Raw genomic sequence first — 18,470 nt, 5'->3', positions numbered from 1 at the left:
GCCCCTCTTCCGCCATACGTTCCCGGAACATTCGGAACTGCACTCGAAACATTGCGAGAGGCCAGGGTCATGGAGTCCACCACGTCCAACGGCGGGCGCACGTTCAGCAGGCGCTGGGTGCTCGGCGCCGGTGCCACCACACTTCTCGCCGCCGGCACCGCCGGACTCACGGCCTGCGGCTCCTCCGGCGGATCGGGGGGCGGCACCCTCACCGCGTTCGTGTACGGCGACGACGCGGCCAAGATCCAGGTGGCGGCCATCGACCGGTTCAACGCCTCGGCCGCGGCGAAGAGGACCAAGGGGAAGATCAGGCTGGAGAAGGTCCCCGGCGACCAGTACCCGGCGAAGCTGCGCACGGCGATGGGCTCGCCCAACGCGCCGGACATCTTCTTCAACTGGGGCGGCGGCTCCATCAAGGCGTACCGGGACGCCAAGCAGCTGGTGGACCTCACCGACGTCATCGCCTCCGACCCGGTCCTCAAGGGCGGCTTCCTGCCCTCGGTGATCACGGCCGGCGGCATCGGCGGGCGCGACTACGGCATACCCATGCGCGGCATGCAGCCCGTGATCCTCTTCTACAACAAGACCCTGTTCGCCGAGCACAAGCTCCAGCCGCCCACCACCTGGGACCAGTTGCTGGACATCAACACCCGGCTGAAGAAGGCCGGGATCACCCCGTTCGCGCTGGGCGGCGCGGACATCTGGCCCGAGCTGATGTGGCTGGAATACCTGGTCGACCGGATCGGCGGCCCGCAGGTCTTCGACCGGATCAAGAACGGCGACGCCTCCGGCTGGGGCGACCCGGCCGTCCTGAAGGCCGCCCAGACGGTCAGGCAGCTCATCGACGACGGCGCGTTCGGCAAGGGCTTCAGCTCGGTCGCCTACACCAACGGCGGCGCCCCGGCCGTGTTCGCCAAGGGCAGGGCCGCGATGCACCTGATGGGCTCCTGGGAGTACTCCACCCAGCTCGCCAAGTTCCCGGACTTCGCCCGCAGGAACCTCGGCTGGACCGCGTTCCCGACCGTCGAGGGCGGCGCGGGCGACATCCGCAACGTGGTCGGCAACCCCACCAACTACTGGTCGGTCAACGCCCGTACGGCCGACAAGGACGCGGCGCTCGCCTTCCTGCGCGACTGCGCCTCCGAAACCTACGCCAAGGCGCTGGTCGCCAACGGCGACATCCCGACTACGACCAACGCCGAGAAGCTGCTCGACGCCTCGCCGAACCCGGAGTTCGCCAAGTTCCAGTACCGGATGGTGCAGCAGGCACCCGCGTTCACGCTGAGCTGGGACCAGGCCGTCGATCCCGACGTGTCGACGCCGATGCTCACCGAGGTCAACAAGCTGTTCGCCGGCAAGTCCTCGCCGAGCCGGTTCGTCTCGGCGCTCCAGGGACTGAAGTGAGCGCCGGCCCGTCCCGGAGCACGGGGGCGAACGCGGGCCGCCCGCATACCGCCCTGGCGCTGCCCGCCGTACTGTTCTTCGCCTTCTTCGCCGTCGTCCCCATGGTGATGGCTTTCTGCCTGTCCTTCACCCGGTGGAACGGCCTCGGCAACCCCGAACCGGTGGGCCTCGCCAACTGGCACAAGCTGCTCGACGACGACCGGCTCACCCAGTCCCTCACCGTCACCGTGCTGCTCACGGTGGTCAGCTGGGCCTTCCAGACGGTGGTCTCCCTGCTGCTCGGCGTCTGGGCGGCGGGCAGGCAGCGCAACCGCGCGATCCTGTCGGCGGTCTTCTTCGTGCCGTTCCTGCTCTCCTCGACGGCGATCTCGCTGCTGTTCTACGCCCTGCTCGACCCGAACTTCGGCATCGTGCCCGGCGACACCCTCGGCACCACGAACGGCGCCTTCCTGGCCCTCGTCTTCGTCGGCGGCTGGCAGTTCATCCCCTTCCACACCCTGATCTACCAGGGCGGGGCCCGGCAGATCCCGGAAGTGCTCCACCAGGCGGCCGCGATCGACGGCGCCGGCCGCTACCGCCAGTTCTTCTCCATCACGCTGCCCCAGCTGCGCAACACCGCCACCACCTCGGGCGTGCTGATGGTCGTCGGCTCGCTGACCTACTTCGAGACCGTCCTGATCCTCACCCAGGGCGGCCCCGGCACCGACACCGCGACCCTGCCGTACCTGATGTACGAGGCCGGCTTCAAGACGTACGACTTCGGCTACGCCAGCGCCATCGCCTCCTTCCTGGTGGTGGCGGCGACCGCGCTGTCGCTGCTGCTGGTGCGGCTGTCCGGCTTCGGCACGATGCGCAGCACGCGGGAAGGAATGTGACACGGTGTCCCACGACACGCTGCCCCACCCCGTGAAGACCGGCGCCGCGCCCGCGGCCCGGCCGGACGGGCGCCGCCGCCGGCACTGGACCCGGCGGCCCAACCCGCTGGCCGGCCTCGGCTCGCTGGTCTGGCTGGTCGTCGTCATCGTCCCGGTCTACGCGATGATCACGGCCTCGCTCACCCCGCGGGACGAGGCGCTGGGCCACAACGCCCTGAAGCCGCCGAGCCATCCGACGTTCGCCAACTACGGCACCGTGCTGCGCAACGGGCTCCCCCACTACCTGGGGAACACCGTGCTGGCGGCGGCCGCCGTCGTGGCGATCGTGCTGGTGCTGTGCGTGCCGCTCGCCTACGTCGCCGTACGCACCCGCGGCTTCTGGTCCGGGGCGGCCTTCCGGCTGTTCCTGCTCGGCGTCGCCATCCCGGCGCAGGCCGTGGTCGTACCGCTGTATCTGATGATCACCAAGCTCGGCCTCTACGACAGCCTGGCCGGCATCATCCTGCCGACGGCCGCGTTCGCCATGCCGGTGGCCGTCCTGGTGCTCACCGGCAGCCTCCGGGACATCTCGGAGGAGGTGTACGAGGCGATGGCCCTGGACGGCGCCTCGCCGCTGCGGATGCTGTTCCAGCTCGTCATCCCGATGTCCAAGGGCGCCATCGGCACCGTCGGCATCTACTCGGCGCTCCAGGCGTGGAACGGCTTCCTCTTCCCGCTGATCTTCACCCAGTCCGAGGGGCCGCGGGTGCTGACCCTCGGGCTGTTCAACTACGTGACCCAGTTCGGCGTGGACATCCCCGCACTGCTCGCCTCGGTCGTCCTCTCCGGCATCCCGATCTTCGCCGTGTATCTCGTGGCCCGGCGCGCCCTGGTGGGCGGCCTGATGGGTGTGGGCGGCAAGTGACCCGCGCCCGCGCCCCCTTCCCGACAGGAGTTTCATGAGCACCACCCCCGGCACCGCGCCCGGCGCCGACCCCGCGACCCCCGCCGGCGCCACCCCCGCCGCCGCCCCCTGGCGCGACCCCGCCCTGCCCGCCGCCGTCCGGGTCGACGACCTCCTGGCCCGGATGACCCTGGAGGAGAAGACCGCCCAGCTGTACGGGGTCTGGGTGGGCGCGGCCACGGACGGCGCCGGGGTCGCGCCGTTGCAGAGCGAGATGTCCGCGGACTACGACTGGGACGAGCTGATCGCCCACGGCCTCGGCCAGCTCACCCGCTCCTTCGGCACCGCCCCGGTGGAGCCGGCGCTCGGCGCGCGGGCGCTGGCGCTGGCTCAGCGGCGGATCGCCGGGGCGAACCGCTTCGGCATCCCGGCCGTCGCCCACGAGGAGTGCCTCGCCGGCTTCACCGCGTGGCAGGCGACCGCCTACCCGGTGCCGCTGGCCTGGGGCGCCGCCTTCGATCCCGCGCTCGTCGAGGAGCTGGGCGGGCGCATCGGCCGGGACCTGCGCGCGGCCGGCGTCCACCAGGGCCTCGCGCCCGTCCTGGACGTGGTGCGGGACCTGCGCTGGGGCCGGGTGGAGGAGACCATCGGCGAGGACCCGTACCTGGTCGGCACCATCGCCACGGCGTACGTCCGGGGACTGGAGTCGGCCGGGATCATCGCCACGCTCAAGCACTTCGCCGGGTACGCGTCCTCGGCCGGGGCCCGCAATCTCGCGCCGGTGCGGGCGGGCGGGCGGGAGCTGGCGGACGTGACGCTGCCGCCGTTCGAGATGGCGCTGCGCGAGGGCGGCGCCCGCTCGGTGATGGCGGCCTACACCGAGACGGACGGCGTCCCGGCCTCCGGCGACCCCCGGCTGCTGACCGGGCTGCTGCGCGAGGAGTGGGGGTTCACCGGCACGGTCGTCTCCGACTACTTCGGCGTCGGCTTCCTCCAGTCCCTGCACCGGGTGGCCGGCAGCCCCGCGGAGGCCGCGCACCTCGCGCTGGAGGCGGGCATCGACGTCGAGCTGCCCACGCTGAGCTGCTACGGCAAGCCGCTCGTGGCGGCCGTGCGCGCCGGGCGGGTGCCCGAAGCGCTGGTGGACCGGGCCGCGCGCCGGGTGCTGCTGCAGAAGTGCGAGCTGGGCCTGCTGGACCCGGACTGGCAGCCGGAGCCCGGCGCGGAGATCGACCTGGACTCGGCCGGGAACCGGGCGCTGGCCCGGCGGCTCGCCGAGGAGTCCGTGGTGCTGCTGGACAACCCGGACGGGGTGCTGCCGCTGGCGCCGGACGCGCGGATCGCGGTCGTCGGGCCGCGCGCGGCGGACGCGCTGGCGATGCTGGGCTGCTACTCCTTCCCGTCCCATGTGCTCACCCACCACCCCGAGGTGCCGCTGGGCATCGACATCCCGACCGTGCTGGACGCGGTGCGGGCCGAGTTCCCGGCGGCCGAGGTGGCGTTCGCCGAGGGCTGCGGGGTGTCGGACCCGGACACCGCCGGCTTCCCGGAGGCGGTGGCGCGGGCGTCCGGGGCGGAGGTGTGCGTGGCCGTCCTCGGCGACCGGGCCGGGCTGTTCGGGCGCGGCACCTCGGGCGAGGGGTGCGACGCCGAGGACCTGCGGCTGCCCGGCGTCCAGGCGGAGTTGCTGGACGCGCTGGTCGCCACCGGCGTCCCGGTGGTGCTCGTGCTGCTGACCGGCCGCCCGTACGCGCTGGGCCGCTGGCAGGGCCGGCTCGCGGCGGTCGTGCAGGCGTTCTTTCCGGGCGAGGAGGGCGGTCCGGCACTCGCCGGGGTGCTGTCCGGCCGGGTGAACCCCTCCGGGCGGCTCCCGGTGAGCGTGCCGCGCCGGCCCGGCGGCCAGCCCTGGACCTACCTCCAGCCCCCGCTCGGGCTGGCCGGCGAGGTCAGCAACCTGGACCCGACCCCGCTGTACCCGTTCGGGCACGGCGGCTCGTACACCGCCTTCGCCTGGGAGGACTTCACCGGGACCGGGGACGAGATCCCGACGGACGGGTCGTACGAGCTCTCGGTCACCGTCCGCAACACGGGTGAGCGCGCGGGCGCCGAGGTCGTCCAGCTGTATCTGCACGACCCGGTGGCCTCGGTGACCCGGCCGGACGTCCGCCTCGTCGGGTACCGGCGGGTGGAGCTGTCCCCCGGCGAGGCCCGCCGCCTCACCTTCCGCTTCCACCCGGACCTGGCCTCCTTCCCGGACCGCACGGGCACCCGGATCGTGGAGCCGGGCGAGCTGGAGCTGCGGCTGGCCGCGTCGAGCGCGGACGTACGGCACCGGGCGCGGCTGCGGCTGACGGGTGCGGTGCGGGCGGTGGGCGCCGGGCGGGTGCTGCGCTGCGAGGCGCGGGTCACGGAGGTCTGAGGGCCGGGCGTACGCGAACACCCCGCCTCCGGAACACCGGAGGCGGGGTGTGAGTGGAGCGCCGGGCAGGCCTTGCACCTGCATCTCCCCGCAGGAAGCGGGACGTCTTTCCTTGGACCACCAACGCACTGCGTTCGTACCGGCTTTCCGGCCGTTCGCTGTGTGATGATCATAGACCGACGCGGGCGACGGCCGCAAACTCGCCCGGAACGAACGGGACTTATGCGCCCCTACTCGGACGCGACCGCCTCGAAGCGCCAGCGGTGCACGGCACGGGTCACCAAATCGGGTCCGGGCTCGGGCAGTTCCGGCACCACCGCGTCGTACGCGTCCGGCCACCAGGTGATGACCAGCACCCGGTCCTGCGGTGCCCGGAAGGTCTCGCGGCGCAGCGGCTCCCGCTCCAGCCGCTGTGCGCGGGCCCAGGCGAGGAGTTCCCCGCCCCGGCCCTCGGCCGCACGCGCCTCCCACATCAGCGCGACCGTCATGAGTACAGGTTCTCCTTGCTGACCTCGTGCACATGGTCGTGATCGCCCGGCACATGCGGGTCGGTGACCGGCAGGGAGGAGTCGGCCGACAGGTCCCAGGCGGAGGCGGCCCGGTTGCGGGCGACCATCTCGGCGCCGAGCGCGGCCACCATCGCGCCGTTGTCGGTGCACAGCTTGGGGCGCGGCACGCGCAGCCGGATGCCGGCCGCCTCGCAGCGCTCCTGGGCGAGGGCGCGCAGCCGGGAGTTGGCCGCGACCCCGCCGCCGATCATCAGATGGTCGACGCCCTCGTCCTTGCAGGCGCGCACGGCCTTGCGGGTGAGCACGTCCACCACGGCCTCCTGGAAGGAGGCGGCCACATCGCGCACCGGGACCTCCTCGCCGGCCGCGCGCTTCGCCTCGATCCAGCGGGCCACGGCGGTCTTGAGGCCGGAGAAGGAGAAGTCGTACGCCGGGTCGCGCGGGCCGGTCAGACCGCGCGGGAAGTTGATCGCGGCCGGGTCGCCCTCCTTGGCGTACCGGTCGATGACCGGGCCGCCGGGGAAGCCGAGGTTCAGCACGCGGGCGATCTTGTCGAAGGCCTCGCCGGCCGCGTCGTCGATGGTCGCGCCCATCGGCCGCACGTCGGAGGTGATGTCCGAGGACAGCAGCAGCGAGGAGTGGCCGCCGGAGACCAGCAGCGCCATCGTCGGCTCGGGCAGCGGGCCGTGCTCCAGCTGGTCCACGCAGATGTGGGAGGCGAGGTGGTTGACGCCGTACAGGGGCTTGCCCAGCGCGTAGGCGTAGGCCTTGGCGGCGGAGACGCCGACGAGGAGGGCGCCCGCGAGGCCGGGACCGGCGGTCACCGCGATGCCGTCGAGGTCCCTGGCGGTGATCCCGGCGTCCTTCAGGGCGCGTTCGATGGTCGGGACCATCGCCTCCAGGTGGGCGCGGGACGCGACCTCGGGGACGACGCCGCCGAAGCGGGCGTGCTCGTCCACGCTGGAGGCGACGGCGTCGGCCAGCAGGGTGGTGCCGCGCACGATGCCGACGCCGGTCTCGTCGCAGGAGGTCTCGATGCCGAGGACGAGGGGTTCGTCAGCCATTGATCTCGGTTCCTTGAACAGATGCGGAAGGGTCGGTCAGGCGCATCACCAGGGCATCCACGTTCCCCGGCTGGTAGTAGCCGCGCCGGAACCCGATGGGGGCGAAGCCGAAGCGCTCGTACAGCTTCTGCGCGCGGATGTTGTCCACCCGGCATTCGAGCATCACCTCGTGGCACTCGAACGCGGTCGCCGCCCGCAGCAGATCGGTCAGCAGCCGCCCGCCGAGCCCGGTGCCCTGGAGGCCGCGGCTGACGGCGATGGTCTGGACGTCGGCCAGGTCGCCGGAGGCGGCGAGGCCCGCGTAGCCGACGATCCGGCCGGTGCCGTCCTGGGCCACCACGTAGCGGCGGCTGGCCTCGGGGCCCCGCGAGTGGGCCAGCTCGGACCAGAACATGCCCCGCGACCAGGCGTCCTCGGGGAACAGGTCCTTCTCCAGCTCCAGCACCGGGTCGATGTCCCACCAGCGCATCTCGCGCAGTTCGACGGTCACTTCGGGGTGACCACCTTGTAGTTCTTGGGGACCTGCGCGTCCGGCCGGCGCAGGTACAGCGGCCGCGGCGCGGGCAGTTCCTCCCCGGCGGCCAGCCGCTCGGCGGCGAGCGCGGCCAGCGCGGCGGCGGACACGTGCTCGGGCTCGTGGGCGCTCGGGAACGTGTCCGGGTAGAGCAGGGCGCCCGCGCCGACCGCCGGGAGCCCGGCGACCTGCTCGGCGATATCGGCCGGACGGTCGACGGCCGGGCCGGTCAGCCGGGTGCGGGAGTCGGCGTACGTGGCCCAGTAGACCTCCTTGCGCCGGGCGTCGGTCGCCACGACGAAGGGGCCCTTCTCGATGTCGGCGGCGTAGGCGAGGCCGTCCAGGGTGCACACGCCGTACACGGGGACGCCGAGCGCCAGGCCGAAGGTGTCGGCGGTCATCAGGCCGACGCGCAGTCCGGTGTAGGGGCCGGGGCCGGTGCCGACGACGATCGCGGTGACCGCCTCCAGCGTGCGGCCGGCCTCGGTGAGGACCCGGTCGACGGCCGGCAGCAGCAGCTCCCCGTGCCGGCGCGCGTCCACCTGTTTCGACGAGGCGATGGTGTCCGTGCCGTCGTGCAGGGCGACGGTGACGGCGGGCGTTGCGGTATCCAGAGCGAGCAAGAGCACGCGAACAGCCTACGGCGCCCGCGCCCCGTGCACGGCCGACCGGGGCGGACGGTCACCGGCTGCTACGGTCTGTACGAAGTACGACATATCGCACGCGGCGGAGGTGGAAGCAGGTGGCAGGGACCAGCTCGGGAATCGTGGCCGGCCTCACCGCGGCGGCCCTCGGCGTGGTCGGCTTCCTGGCCTACGAGGCGTCCGCGACGGTGCCGGCGGGGCTGGGCGGCCGTCCCGCGGCGAACGGCTCGCCCGGCGGACAGGCCACGAAGGCGCCCCGCGACCGGCAGCACCCGACCGCGCTGCCGAGCGGCTCCGGCAAGGGCGAACGGGTGGTCTACTCGGTGGACGACGACCGGGTGTGGCTGGTCAGCGCGGGCAACCGGGTGCTGCGCACCTTCCGCGTCCACCCCGGCACGGTGGACCCGCCCCTCGGCACGTACTGGGTCACCTCCCGCTCGCACGCCGTGACCGGTACCGACGGCATCCCCATCGAACACGTGGTCCGCTTCACCACGGTCGACGGCGTCACCATCGGCTTCTCCGCCCCCGCCACCGCGGACACCGTCCCACCCGCCGACGCGAGCACCAAGACCGGCGGCATCCGCGAGTCCCGCCCCGACGGCGCCGCCATGTGGAACTTCGCGACCATCGGGGAACGGGTCCTGGTCATCCGCTGAGGGGCCGTTCCGGAACCGGCGGCCCGGCGGACCGGGGCGTGCGTGGCCCGCTGGTACCGGCTCTCCCGCCGGTCGCCGTGCCCGGCGGCGGGCGGCGGGCGGCGGGCGGCGGACTACGCCGCCTGTTCCGGGGCGGTCGTCCGGTGGGGGGTCCGGGGCTCCGGGGGGCGTGGCGGACGGGAGATCGCGGCCGCGGCGGCGCAGGCGGCCAGGAGGGTGCGCATGGGGACCGGCGGCGGGGGCTGCGGGGCGGACACGGGCGCCTCCTGAGGTGCGGCGGCGTAGCGAGGCATGCCTGACTACGGGCTGGACACCATGTCATCACGCCCGCGAGGGCCACGCAACGTCTTGCCGACGGCCTGTCGGAAAACCGGCGGTGCTCAGGCCGTGAGCGTCTCCAGACCCGCGTCGGCCCAGCGCTCGCCGAGCCCGGTGAGGGTCACGCGCCGCACCTCGTCCGTGGTGTCGCCGACCGCCCGGTGGATGACCAGCTGGAGCCGGTCCTCGGTCAGCTCCTCGACCTTGCCCTCGCCCCACTCCACGACGATCACCGAGTCGGACAGCGAGACGTCGAGGTCCAGGTCCTCCATCTCGTCCAGACCGCCGCCGAGCCGGTAGGCGTCCACGTGCACGAGCGGCGGACCGTCGCCCAGGGACGGATGCACCCGCGCGATCACGAAGGTCGGCGAGGTGACCGCGCCCCGCACCCCGAGACCCTCCCCGAGCCCGCGGGTCAGCGTGGTCTTGCCCGCGCCCAGTTCCCCGGAGAGCATCACCAGGTCCCCGGCGCGCAGCAGCTTGGCGAGGCGGCGGCCAAGCTCGCGCATCTGCTCGGGCGAGGTGATCGTCAGCCGGGTCCCGGCGGTGCCGTGCTCAGCGGGGTCGTACGGTGCTGCTGCTGGACGTTCCATAGGAACTTACGGTAGCCGCTGCGGGCACCGCGCCCGCGCGGGTGAGCAGATCGGCGAGGCGGTCGGTGACCACCTCCGGGTGCTCCAGCATCACCAGATGCCCGGCGTCCGGCACCAGCACCAGCTCGGCGTCGGGCAGTTCGCCGGCTATGGCCTCGCTGTGCGCGCTCGGCGTCACCAGGTCCCGCACGCCCGCCAGCACCAGCACCGGCAGCCCGCGGAAGCAGGCCAGCGCGGCCGTCTTGTCGTGGTCGGTGAACGCCGGGTAGAACTCCGCGACCACGTCGATCGGCGTGGACTCGATCATCCGCTCGGCGAACCGCTCCACCGCCGGATCCACGTCCCGCCCGGCGAACGAGTACCGCTTGATGATCCCGGCGAACAGCTCCGATGTCGCCCGGCGCCCCTTCTCCACCAGCTCCGCCTGCTGCCCGAGCGCCCGGAGCACTCCGGGCAGGATCCGGCGTATCGCGTTGACCCCGGCCACCGGCAGCCCGAAGTTCACCTCGCCGAGCCGCCCCGGCGACGTGCCCACGAACGCGGTGCCGACCACCCGTTGCGCGATCAGCTCCGGGTACTGGGCGGCGAGCGCCATCACCGTCATCCCGCCCATCGAGTGGCCGACCAGCACGACCGGCCCTTCGGGCACGGCCGCGTCGAGGACCGCCTTCAGATCACGGCCGAGCTGGTCGATGGTGAGCGGCTCCCGGTCCCGGAGCTGCGCCACGCCCCGCCCGGAGCGGCCGTGGCTGCGCTGGTCCCAGTGCACGGTGCGCACCACCCCCCGCAGGGCCGCCCGCTGGAAGTGCCAGGAGTCCTGGTTGAGGCAGTAGCCGTGGCAGAAGACGACGGTGACCGGGGCCGGCGCCTTGCGGCCGAACAGTCTGAGCCGGCGCGCGGAGGGCGGCGCGGCCGCGTCCGGCTCCACCTCGTCGACCTCGTAGTACAGCTCCGTGCCGTCGTCGGCGTACGCCTTGCCCGGCGTGCCGCGCAGGGTGCCGTAGGGCCCAGCGGAGTCCAGGGCGAGACGTGCCTTGCGGCGCACCCCGCGGCCCACCGTCATCCGCTCGACGGCGACGCCGGCCGCCGCGCCCGCGGCGAGGACGCCCAGCGCGGCACCGGCGATGCCGGTCGCCCGGCGCCAGCTCCCGGCCGCCTCCGCGGCGGCCGAGACGACGGTGTCCGCGACGGCGTCCGCCGCCCTGCTGTCGCTCACGTGCCGCTCCTTCTCGCCGTCGTGCTGCCTGGCCCGTCCGCGCACCTCGTGCCGGCGCGCCGTACCGATGGTCGCCGAGACAGGTGGGACCGGGTGTGCGGATGTGACCGTTGTTACACGTGATATGGAGCAGTCGTCCTCGAACGGGTTATCCGCGCACTTCCTCGTTGACTTCAGGGACGTAGACGCGCGGCACCCGGCTCCCGATGCGGGTGACGATCTCGTACACGATCGTGCCGCCGGCCGCCGCCCAGTCCTCGGCGGTGGGCTCGCCCCGGTCGCCGGGGCCGAAGAGCACCGCGTCCGCGCCGACGGGCGGTTCGTCGCCGCCGAGGTCCACCACGAACTGGTCCATGGCGACCCGCCCGGCGGCCGTCCGCCATTTGCCGTCGACCAGCACCGGACCGGCGCCGGAGGCGTGCCGCGGGATGCCGTCGCCGTAGCCGAGCGGGACGAGGCCGAGGGTGGTGGCGCCGGGGGTGACGTAGTGGTGGCCGTAGCTGACGCCGTGCCCGCCGGGTACGTGCTTGACCAGGGCCAGCGAGGCGCTGAGCGTCATCACCGGGCGCAGCCCGAAGTCCGCGGGGGTGCCGATCTCGGGGCTGGGCGACAGGCCGTACATGGCGATACCGGGACGGACCAGGTCGAAGTGGGTCTCGGGAAGGGTGAGCGTGGCGGGCGAGTTGGCGATGTGCCGCACCTCGGGGCGCACGCCCTGTTCCTCCGCGTACGCCACCATCTCCCGGAAGCGTGCGAGCTGGGCGGCGATGGAAGGGTGGCCCGGCTCGTCGGCGCAGGCGAAGTGCGACCACAGGCCGGTGACCCGGACCAGCCCCTCGGCCTCGGCGCGCAGGGCGGCGGCGACCAGTTCCGCCCAGTCGGGGCCGGGCTGGCAGCCGTTGCGGCCGAGCCCGGTGTCGGCCTTGAGCTGGACGCGCGCGGTCCGCCCGGCGGCGCGCGCGGCCCCGGTGACCTCGCGCAGCGCCCACATCCCGCTGAGCGACACGTCGATGCCGGCCTCGATCGCCTGCCGCCAGGGGCCGCCGGGCACCCACAGCCAGCACAGGACCCGCTGGGTCAGCCCGGCCGCGCGCAGCGCGAGGGCTTCCTCCGGCAGCGCGGTGCCGATCCAGGTGGCCCCGGCCTCGACCGCCGCGCGGGCGCAGGGCACCGCGCCGTGGCCGTATCCGTCGGCCTTGACGACGGCCATCACGGCCGCGTCCCCCGCACGGGCGCGCAGGGTCCGCACATTGGCGCGCAGCGCGCCCAGATCGATCTCGGCACGGGCACGCAGGGAGGCGGTCGGCACAGCTGGAGTCTCAGTCATGGCGCTCCCAGTCTCTCAGAGCGTGCGCCCGGCTCCCGGCCGTGGTGCCGGTACGCCCACCGCGCGGGGCCACGGGGCGGTACGGGTACGGCAGTTCACCGGGGCCGGTGGGTCGCGCGTCCCGCACCGGGAACGGGCCGCCACCGCCACCGCGCCCTCAGTCCCGCACGTCCCGCCACGCCCGAGGCACGCACTCCGCCACGTCGTGCGCGCCCGCCGGTGCCCCCCGGGCCGCGAACCGGCCCGCCAGGCCGTGCAGATACGCCGCGACGCTGCCCGCGTCCAGGGCGGACAGGCCCGCGGCGAGCAGCGAGCCGCCGAGCCCGGAGAGCACGTCGCCGCTGCCCGCGGTGGCCAGCCAGGGGGTACCGGTGGCGTTCACCCGCACCGCACCGCCCGCCGCGTCCGCGACCAGCGTGGTCGAGCCCTTGAGCAGCACCGTCGCCCGGTACGCGGCCGCCAGTTCGCGCGCCGCGGCCAGCCGGGCGCCCTCCACCTCCTCGCGCGCCACGCCGAGCAGGGCCGCGGCCTCGCCCGCGTGCGGTGTCATCAGGGTGGGCGCGCCGCGCCCGCGTACGGTGTCCCGGTCCGCGAGCCGCAGCCCGTCCGCGTCCAGCAGCACCGGCACCTCTTCGGCCAGCACCTCGGCGACGGTCGCGGCGTCGTCGCCCGCGCCCGGACCGGTCACCCATGCCTGCACCCGGCCCGCCTTGGCCGGGCCCCGGTCGGAGACCAGGATCTCGGGGAAGCGGGCGATGACCGCCTGCGCGGCCGGCCCGACGTACCGCACGGCCCCGGCGCCGCCGCGCAGCGCACCGGAGACGGCGAGCACCGCGGCACCCGGATAGCGCGCGGAGCCGGCCGCGATGCCGACCACGCCGCGCCGGTACTTGTCGCTCTCGGCGGCGGGGCGCGGCAGCAGACGTGCCACGTCGGCGTGTTGCAGCGCCTCCAGCTCGGGCCCGGCGGGCAGCTCCAGGCCGATGTCCACGAGCCGGACGACCCCGGCGTACTCCCGCGCCGGGTCCACCAGCAGTCCGGGCTTGTAGGCGCCGAAGGTGACGGTGAGGTCCGCCCGTACCGCCGCGCCCCGCACCTCGCCGCTGTCCGCCTCGACCCCGCTGGGCAGGTCCACCGCGACCACCGCGGCCCGGCTCCGCGCCACGGCCGCCGCCAGCCGCTCGGCGTCGGGCCGCAGCCCGCCCTTGCCGCCGATCCCGACGATGCCGTCCACCACGAGGTCGGCCCGCCCGATCGCGTCCCCGGCCGCCTCGGGTGCGGCGCACACGCCCCCGGCCCGGCGCAGCGCGGCCAGTCCCCCCGCGTGCGCCCGCTCGGGCGACAGGAGTACGGCCGTCACTCCGGCCCCCCGCCGCGCCAACCGGGCGCCCGCGTACAGGGCGTCGCCGCCGTTGTCGCCGCTGCCGACCAGCAGGACCACCCGGCTGCCGTACACCCGGCCCAGCAGTTCGGCGCAGGCGGCGCTCAGTCCGGCCGCCGCCCGCTGCATCAGCGCCCCCTCGGGCAGCCGTGCCATCAGGGCCCGTTCGGCCGCCCGTACCGTCTCCACGCTGTACGCACTCCGCATGGCACCGAGTCTGCCCCGTAACCCCCACCGCCCACACCCGGACCCGGCCGGCGCCGGGCGGGCGCGCCGGAGCCGGTCAGTCCTCGGCGACCACCACGGCCGAGGCGACGCCCGCGTCATGGCTGAGGGAGAGGTGCCAGGACCGCACCCCCAGTTCGGCGGCGCGCGCGGCGACCGTGCCCCGCACCCGCAGCCGGGGCCGCCCGCTGTCCTCGACGTACACCTCGGCGTCCGTCCACAGCAGTCCGGGCGGTGCGCCGAGCGCCTTGGCCAGCGCCTCCTTCGCCGCGAACCGGGCCGCCAGCGAGGCGATGCCGCGCCGCTCCCCGCTGGGCAGCAGCAACTCCGCCGCCACGAACAACCGGTCGGCCAGCTGCGGGGTCCGCTCCAGGGACGCCCGGAAGCGGTCGATCTCCGCCACGTCGATCCCGACTCCGATGATGCTCATGGGGAGCACCCTAGGGTCTTTCCTTTGGATCAGGCGGCGCCCGCATCCCTCTACTCTTCCGGTATGACCGGTACCGCGTCCCAACAGACCTATCTCGCCGACCTGTTCTCGCTGGACGGCCGCGTCGCCGTGGTGACCGGGGGAAGTTCCGGCATCGGCCGGGCCGTCGCCGGGGCGCTGGCGCGGGCCGGGGCGAGCGTGGTGATCGTGAGCCGGCGCGAGGAGCAGAGGACCGCCGCCGTAAAGGAGTTGAGGGCGGACGGCGGCCGGGCGGCCGGGGTCGCCGGGGACCTCGGCAGCCGGGCGGGCGTGCGCGCGGCCGCCGAGGCAGCGGCGGAGGTGTTCGGGGAGCCGGACATCCTGGTGAACTCCGCCGGGATCAATCTGCGGCCCCCGATGGACGAGCTGACAACGGAGGTCTGGGACGCCACCATGGCCGTGAACCTGGAGGCGCCCTTCCTGCTGGGGCAGCGGTTCGGGCCCGGCATGGCCGAGCGCGGCTTCGGCCGGATCATCCACATCAGCTCCCAGCAGGCGCACCGGGCCTTCGTGAGCAGCGGCGCGTACGGCGTCTCCAAGGGCGCGCTGGAGTCGCTCGCCCGTTCCCAGGCGGAGGCGTGGTCGCCGTACGGGGTCACCTGCAACACCCTGGTGCCGGGCTTCGTCATGACCCCGCTCAACGCCCGGCTCTCCGCCGACCCGCGGAAGGTGGCGGCGCTGGCCGCGCGCACCCTGACCGGGCGCAACGGCCTCGCGGAGGACTTCGCGGGCGCCGCCGTCTTCCTCGCCGGCCGCGCCTCCGCCTACGTCACGGGCCAGTCGATCCACGTCGACGGAGGCTTCTCGGTGCACTAGGGCCGCCCGTTCGGCTCAGGCCGGGCGGCGAGGCGCGGTTCACTCCACGGTCACCGACTTGGCCAGGTTCCGCGGCTGGTCCACCTCGTTGCCGCGCGCCACGGCCAGCTCGCAGGCGAAGACCTGGAGCGGCACCGTGGCCACCACCGGCTGGAGCAGGGTCGGGGTGGCCGGGATGCGGATCAGGTGGTCGGCGTACGGGACGACCGCCTCGTCCCCCTCCTCCGCGATCACGATGGTGCGCGCCCCGCGCGCCCGGATCTCCTGGATGTTGGAGACGATCTTGTCGTGCAGCAGGGAGCGGCCTTGCGGCGACGGTACGACGACCACCACCGGCATGTCCTCCTCGATCAGCGCGATCGGCCCGTGCTTCAGCTCGCCCGCCGCGAAGCCCTCGGCGTGCATGTAGGCGAGTTCCTTGAGCTTGAGCGCGCCTTCCAGGGCGACCGGGTAGCCGACGTGCCGGCCCAGGAAGAGCACGGTGTCCTTGCCGGCCAGGGTGCGCGCCAGCGCCCGTACCGGCTCCATGGTCTCCAGGACGCGCTCGACCTCGTCCGAGATCTTCGACAGGTCCTTGATCACCGCCTGGATCTCGTCGCCCCACTTGGTGCCGCGCACCTGGCACAGGTACAGGGCGACCAGATAGCAGGCGACCAGCTGCGTCAGGAACGCCTTGGTGGAGGCGACCGCGACCTCGGGCCCGGCGTGCGTGTACAGCACCGCGTCCGACTCGCGCGGGATCGTGGAGCCGTTGGTGTTGCAGATGGCCAGCACCTTGGAGCCCTGCTCGCGGGCGTGCCGCAGCGCCATCAGGGTGTCCATGGTCTCGCCGGACTGGGAGATCGCGATCACCAGGGAACGCCCGCCCAGGATCGGGTCCCGGTAGCGGAACTCGCTGGCCAGCTCCACCTCGCAGGGGATCCGCGTCCAGTGCTCGATGGCGTACTTGGCGATCAGCCCGGCGTGGAAGGCCGTACCGCACGCCACGATCACGACCTTGTCGATCTGGCGCAGCTCGGCGGGGGTGATCCGCAGTTCGTCCAGGGTCAGCGAGCCGGACGGGTCGATCCGGCCCAGCAGGGTGTCGGCCACCGCCTTGGGCTGCTCGGCGATCTCCTTGAGCATGAAGGAGGCGTAGCCGTCCTTCTCGGCGGCCGAGGCGTCCCAGTCCACGTGGTACGAGTGCACCTCGGCGGGCAGGCCGTCGAAGCCGGTCACGGTCACCCCGTCCCGGCGCAGCTCCACCACCTGGTCCTGGCCCAGCTCGATCGCCGCGCGGGTGTGCGCGATGAACGCGGCGACGTCGGAGGCGAGGAACGCCTCGCCCTCGCCGACGCCGACCACCAGCGGGGAGTTGCGGCGCGCGCCGACCACCACGTCCGGGGCGTCCGCGTGCACCGCGACCAGCGTGAAAGCGCCCTCCAGGCGCCGGCACACCAGCCGCATCGACTCCGCGAGATCGCCGGTCGCCGAGAACTCCTCGGCCAGCAGGTGGGCGACGACCTCGGTGTCCGTCTCGGAGTTCAGCTCATGGCCGCGCTCGGCGAGTTCGGCGCGCAGCAGCGCGAAGTTCTCGATGATGCCGTTGTGGACGACGGCGACCCGGCCCGCGTTGTCCAGGTGCGGGTGCGCATTGCCGTCCGTGGGGCCGCCATGGGTGGCCCAGCGGGTGTGTCCGATGCCCGTCGAGCCGGCCGGCAGCGGCCGCTCGACCAGTTCCTTCTCCAGGTTGACCAGTTTCCCGGCCTTCTTCGCGGCGGCCAGACCGCCGTCCGCCAGCAGGGCGACGCCCGCCGAGTCGTACCCCCGGTACTCCAGCCGCTTCAGCCCGGCCATCACGACATCGAGCGCCGACTGCGACCCTACGTATCCCACGATTCCGCACATGAGTCGCAGCCTACGGGCCGATCGGCCGTCAAAACCGGCGCAGCGTGCCCGAATTCGGAAATCCTCGGCCCGTTCAGCGCACATCCGCGGGGCGTCTGCCGCGCATCCGGACCACCCGCACAACCGTGCGACCGGATCGGGGGTCTACCGGCTGAACCGCACGTGGCGGGTGGGCGCGGTCAGCGTCCTGCCGGGCTCCGCCCGCGGCGTGACGCACCCCACCCCGCCACCCCGTTCAAACTCCGTTAACAATGGATTGTGATCTCACCGGTCCCCTCGATGCCCCGGAGCGCCCACCGGCACAGGCCGGAGGCGACTCCCTACGTCGACCTCACCCGCGCCGAGTGGAGCGCGCTGCGTGACAAGACGCCGCTGCCGCTCACCGCCGAGGAGGTGGAGAAGCTGCGCGGTCTGGGCGACGTGATCGACCTGGACGAGGTGCGCGACATCTACCTCCCGCTGTCGCGCCTGCTCAACCTGTACGTCGGCGCGACCGACGGCCTCAGAGGCGCGCTGAACACCTTCCTCGGCGAGCAGGGCTCCCAGTCCGGCACGCCGTTCGTGATAGGCGTCGCCGGCTCCGTCGCCGTCGGCAAGTCCACCGTCGCCCGGCTCCTCCAGGCCCTGCTGTCCCGCTGGCCCGAGCATCCGCGCGTGGAACTGGTCACCACCGACGGCTTCCTGCTGCCCACACGGGAGCTTGAGGCGCGCGGCCTGATGTCCCGCAAGGGCTTCCCCGAGTCCTACGACCGCCGCGCGCTGACCCGCTTCGTCGCCGACATCAAGGCCGGCAAGAGCGAGGTGACGGCCCCCGTCTACTCGCACCTCATCTACGACATCGTCCCGGACCAGCGGCTCACCGTCCGGCGCCCCGACATCCTGATCGTGGAGGGCCTGAACGTCCTCCAGCCCGCCCTGCCCGGCAAGGACGGCCGCACCCGCGTGGGACTCGCCGACTACTTCGACTTCAGCGTGTACGTCGACGCGAGCGCCGAGGACATCGAGCGCTGGTACCTCAGCCGCTTCCGCAAGCTGCGCCAGACCGCCTTCCAGGACCCCGACTCGTACTTCCGCAAGTACACCCAGGTCTCCGAGGACGAAGCCCTGGACTACGCCCGCACCCTGTGGCGCACGATCAACAAGCCCAACCTGACCGAGAACATCGCCCCGACCAGGGGCCGCGCCACCCTGATCGTCCGCAAGGGCCCGGACCACAAGGTCCAGCGCCTGCGCCTGCGCAAGCTGTAGGACGCGGCCCACCTGCTAC

The 18,470-nt window shown here is 73.6% G+C and carries 17 protein-coding genes; 7 read left to right on the top strand and 10 right to left on the bottom strand.

The window, feature by feature from the left end; all coding sequences use genetic code 11:
• The first annotated feature begins 69 nt into the window (after positions 1-69).
• From ACZ7EC_RS17170 to ACZ7EC_RS17155, 4 genes are read left to right on the top strand one after another with little or no spacing between them, the layout of a single operon-like run.
• Positions 70-1,404, top strand: coding sequence for an ABC transporter substrate-binding protein (locus ACZ7EC_RS17170; protein WP_471063251.1), 1,335 nt, complete (start codon positions 70-72; stop codon positions 1,402-1,404).
• The gene (locus ACZ7EC_RS17165) at positions 1,401-2,279 is read left to right on the top strand and encodes a carbohydrate ABC transporter permease (RefSeq protein ID WP_471063249.1); all 879 of its coding nucleotides are present in this window, start codon (positions 1,401-1,403) and stop codon (positions 2,277-2,279) included. Before ACZ7EC_RS17170 ends, ACZ7EC_RS17165 begins: the two co-directional genes overlap by 4 nt.
• Positions 2,280-2,283: 4 nt before the next feature.
• Positions 2,284-3,183, top strand: a complete 900-nt coding sequence (locus ACZ7EC_RS17160; protein ID WP_471063247.1) for a carbohydrate ABC transporter permease — start codon at positions 2,284-2,286, stop codon at positions 3,181-3,183.
• A gap of 34 nt (positions 3,184-3,217) precedes the next feature.
• Positions 3,218-5,581 carry a beta-xylosidase/alpha-l-arabinosidase gene (locus ACZ7EC_RS17155; protein ID WP_471063245.1) on the top strand — a complete coding sequence of 788 codons (2,364 nt, stop codon included), beginning with the start codon at positions 3,218-3,220 and terminating at the stop codon, positions 5,579-5,581.
• 230 nt (positions 5,582-5,811) lie between these two features.
• On the opposite strand, the gene ACZ7EC_RS17150 is transcribed toward ACZ7EC_RS17155, so the two are convergent.
• The 4 genes from ACZ7EC_RS17150 to tsaB are packed head-to-tail and all read right to left on the bottom strand — an operon-like array spanning position 5,812 to position 8,297.
• Positions 5,812-6,069: a hypothetical protein gene (locus ACZ7EC_RS17150; RefSeq protein ID WP_471063243.1), complete on the bottom strand. Its 258-nt coding sequence runs from the start codon at positions 6,067-6,069 to the stop codon at positions 5,812-5,814.
• On the bottom strand, positions 6,066-7,154 hold the full coding sequence (gene tsaD / locus ACZ7EC_RS17145) for a tRNA (adenosine(37)-N6)-threonylcarbamoyltransferase complex transferase subunit TsaD (protein ID WP_471063241.1): 1,089 nt from the start codon (positions 7,152-7,154) through the stop codon (positions 6,066-6,068). The genes ACZ7EC_RS17150 and tsaD overlap by 4 nt, the downstream gene beginning before the upstream one ends.
• Complete coding sequence (gene rimI, locus ACZ7EC_RS17140; protein ID WP_471063619.1) at positions 7,147-7,623, bottom strand: ribosomal protein S18-alanine N-acetyltransferase; 477 nt, start codon at positions 7,621-7,623, stop codon at positions 7,147-7,149. The genes tsaD and rimI overlap by 8 nt, the downstream gene beginning before the upstream one ends.
• 17 nt (positions 7,624-7,640) lie before the next feature.
• On the bottom strand, positions 7,641-8,297 hold the full coding sequence (tsaB, locus tag ACZ7EC_RS17135) for a tRNA (adenosine(37)-N6)-threonylcarbamoyltransferase complex dimerization subunit type 1 TsaB (protein ID WP_471063239.1): 657 nt from the start codon (positions 8,295-8,297) through the stop codon (positions 7,641-7,643).
• A gap of 113 nt (positions 8,298-8,410) precedes the next feature.
• Between tsaB and ACZ7EC_RS17130 the strand changes: the two genes are divergently transcribed.
• Positions 8,411-8,971 carry a hypothetical protein gene (locus ACZ7EC_RS17130; RefSeq protein ID WP_471063237.1) on the top strand — a complete coding sequence of 187 codons (561 nt, stop codon included), beginning with the start codon at positions 8,411-8,413 and terminating at the stop codon, positions 8,969-8,971.
• Between the two features lie 380 nt (positions 8,972-9,351).
• Here the strand turns inward: ACZ7EC_RS17130 and tsaE are convergent, their stop codons facing one another.
• The 5 genes from tsaE to ACZ7EC_RS17105 all read right to left on the bottom strand — a co-directional run bounded on the left by tsaE (position 9,352) and on the right by ACZ7EC_RS17105 (position 14,461).
• On the bottom strand, positions 9,352-9,882 hold the full coding sequence (gene tsaE, locus ACZ7EC_RS17125; protein WP_471063235.1) for a tRNA (adenosine(37)-N6)-threonylcarbamoyltransferase complex ATPase subunit type 1 TsaE: 531 nt from the start codon (positions 9,880-9,882) through the stop codon (positions 9,352-9,354).
• Complete coding sequence (locus ACZ7EC_RS17120) at positions 9,845-11,098, bottom strand: alpha/beta fold hydrolase (protein WP_471063233.1); 1,254 nt, start codon at positions 11,096-11,098, stop codon at positions 9,845-9,847. Before ACZ7EC_RS17120 ends, tsaE begins: the two co-directional genes overlap by 38 nt.
• A 148-nt stretch (positions 11,099-11,246) precedes the next feature.
• Positions 11,247-12,425: an alanine racemase gene (alr, locus tag ACZ7EC_RS17115; RefSeq protein ID WP_471063231.1), complete on the bottom strand. Its 1,179-nt coding sequence runs from the start codon at positions 12,423-12,425 to the stop codon at positions 11,247-11,249.
• Positions 12,426-12,582: 157 nt separating this feature from the next.
• Positions 12,583-14,013 carry an NAD(P)H-hydrate dehydratase gene (locus ACZ7EC_RS17110; RefSeq protein WP_471063229.1) on the bottom strand — a complete coding sequence of 477 codons (1,431 nt, stop codon included), beginning with the start codon at positions 14,011-14,013 and terminating at the stop codon, positions 12,583-12,585.
• Between the two features lie 76 nt (positions 14,014-14,089).
• Positions 14,090-14,461, bottom strand: coding sequence for a holo-ACP synthase (locus ACZ7EC_RS17105; RefSeq protein ID WP_397984479.1), 372 nt, complete (start codon positions 14,459-14,461; stop codon positions 14,090-14,092).
• A gap of 63 nt (positions 14,462-14,524) precedes the next feature.
• On the opposite strand from ACZ7EC_RS17105, the gene ACZ7EC_RS17100 reads away from it, so the two are divergent.
• Complete coding sequence (locus ACZ7EC_RS17100) at positions 14,525-15,316, top strand: SDR family NAD(P)-dependent oxidoreductase (protein WP_471063227.1); 792 nt, start codon at positions 14,525-14,527, stop codon at positions 15,314-15,316.
• 39 nt (positions 15,317-15,355) lie between these two features.
• Here the strand turns inward: ACZ7EC_RS17100 and glmS are convergent, their stop codons facing one another.
• Entirely contained in the window at positions 15,356-17,203 is a 1,848-nt protein-coding gene (gene glmS / locus ACZ7EC_RS17095) for a glutamine--fructose-6-phosphate transaminase (isomerizing) (RefSeq protein WP_471063225.1), read from the bottom strand.
• Between the two features lie 279 nt (positions 17,204-17,482).
• Here glmS and coaA point away from each other — a divergent pair, with 279 nt between their 5' ends.
• Positions 17,483-18,451, top strand: coding sequence for a type I pantothenate kinase (gene coaA, locus ACZ7EC_RS17090; protein ID WP_397987208.1), 969 nt, complete (start codon positions 17,483-17,485; stop codon positions 18,449-18,451).
• Positions 18,452-18,470: the final 19 nt, after the last annotated feature.

Source organism: Streptomyces sp. NPDC037203 (genome assembly GCF_055605065.1).
The sequence above is the reverse complement of the archived record's forward strand: the minus strand, read 5'-3'. Positions and strand labels throughout refer to the sequence as shown.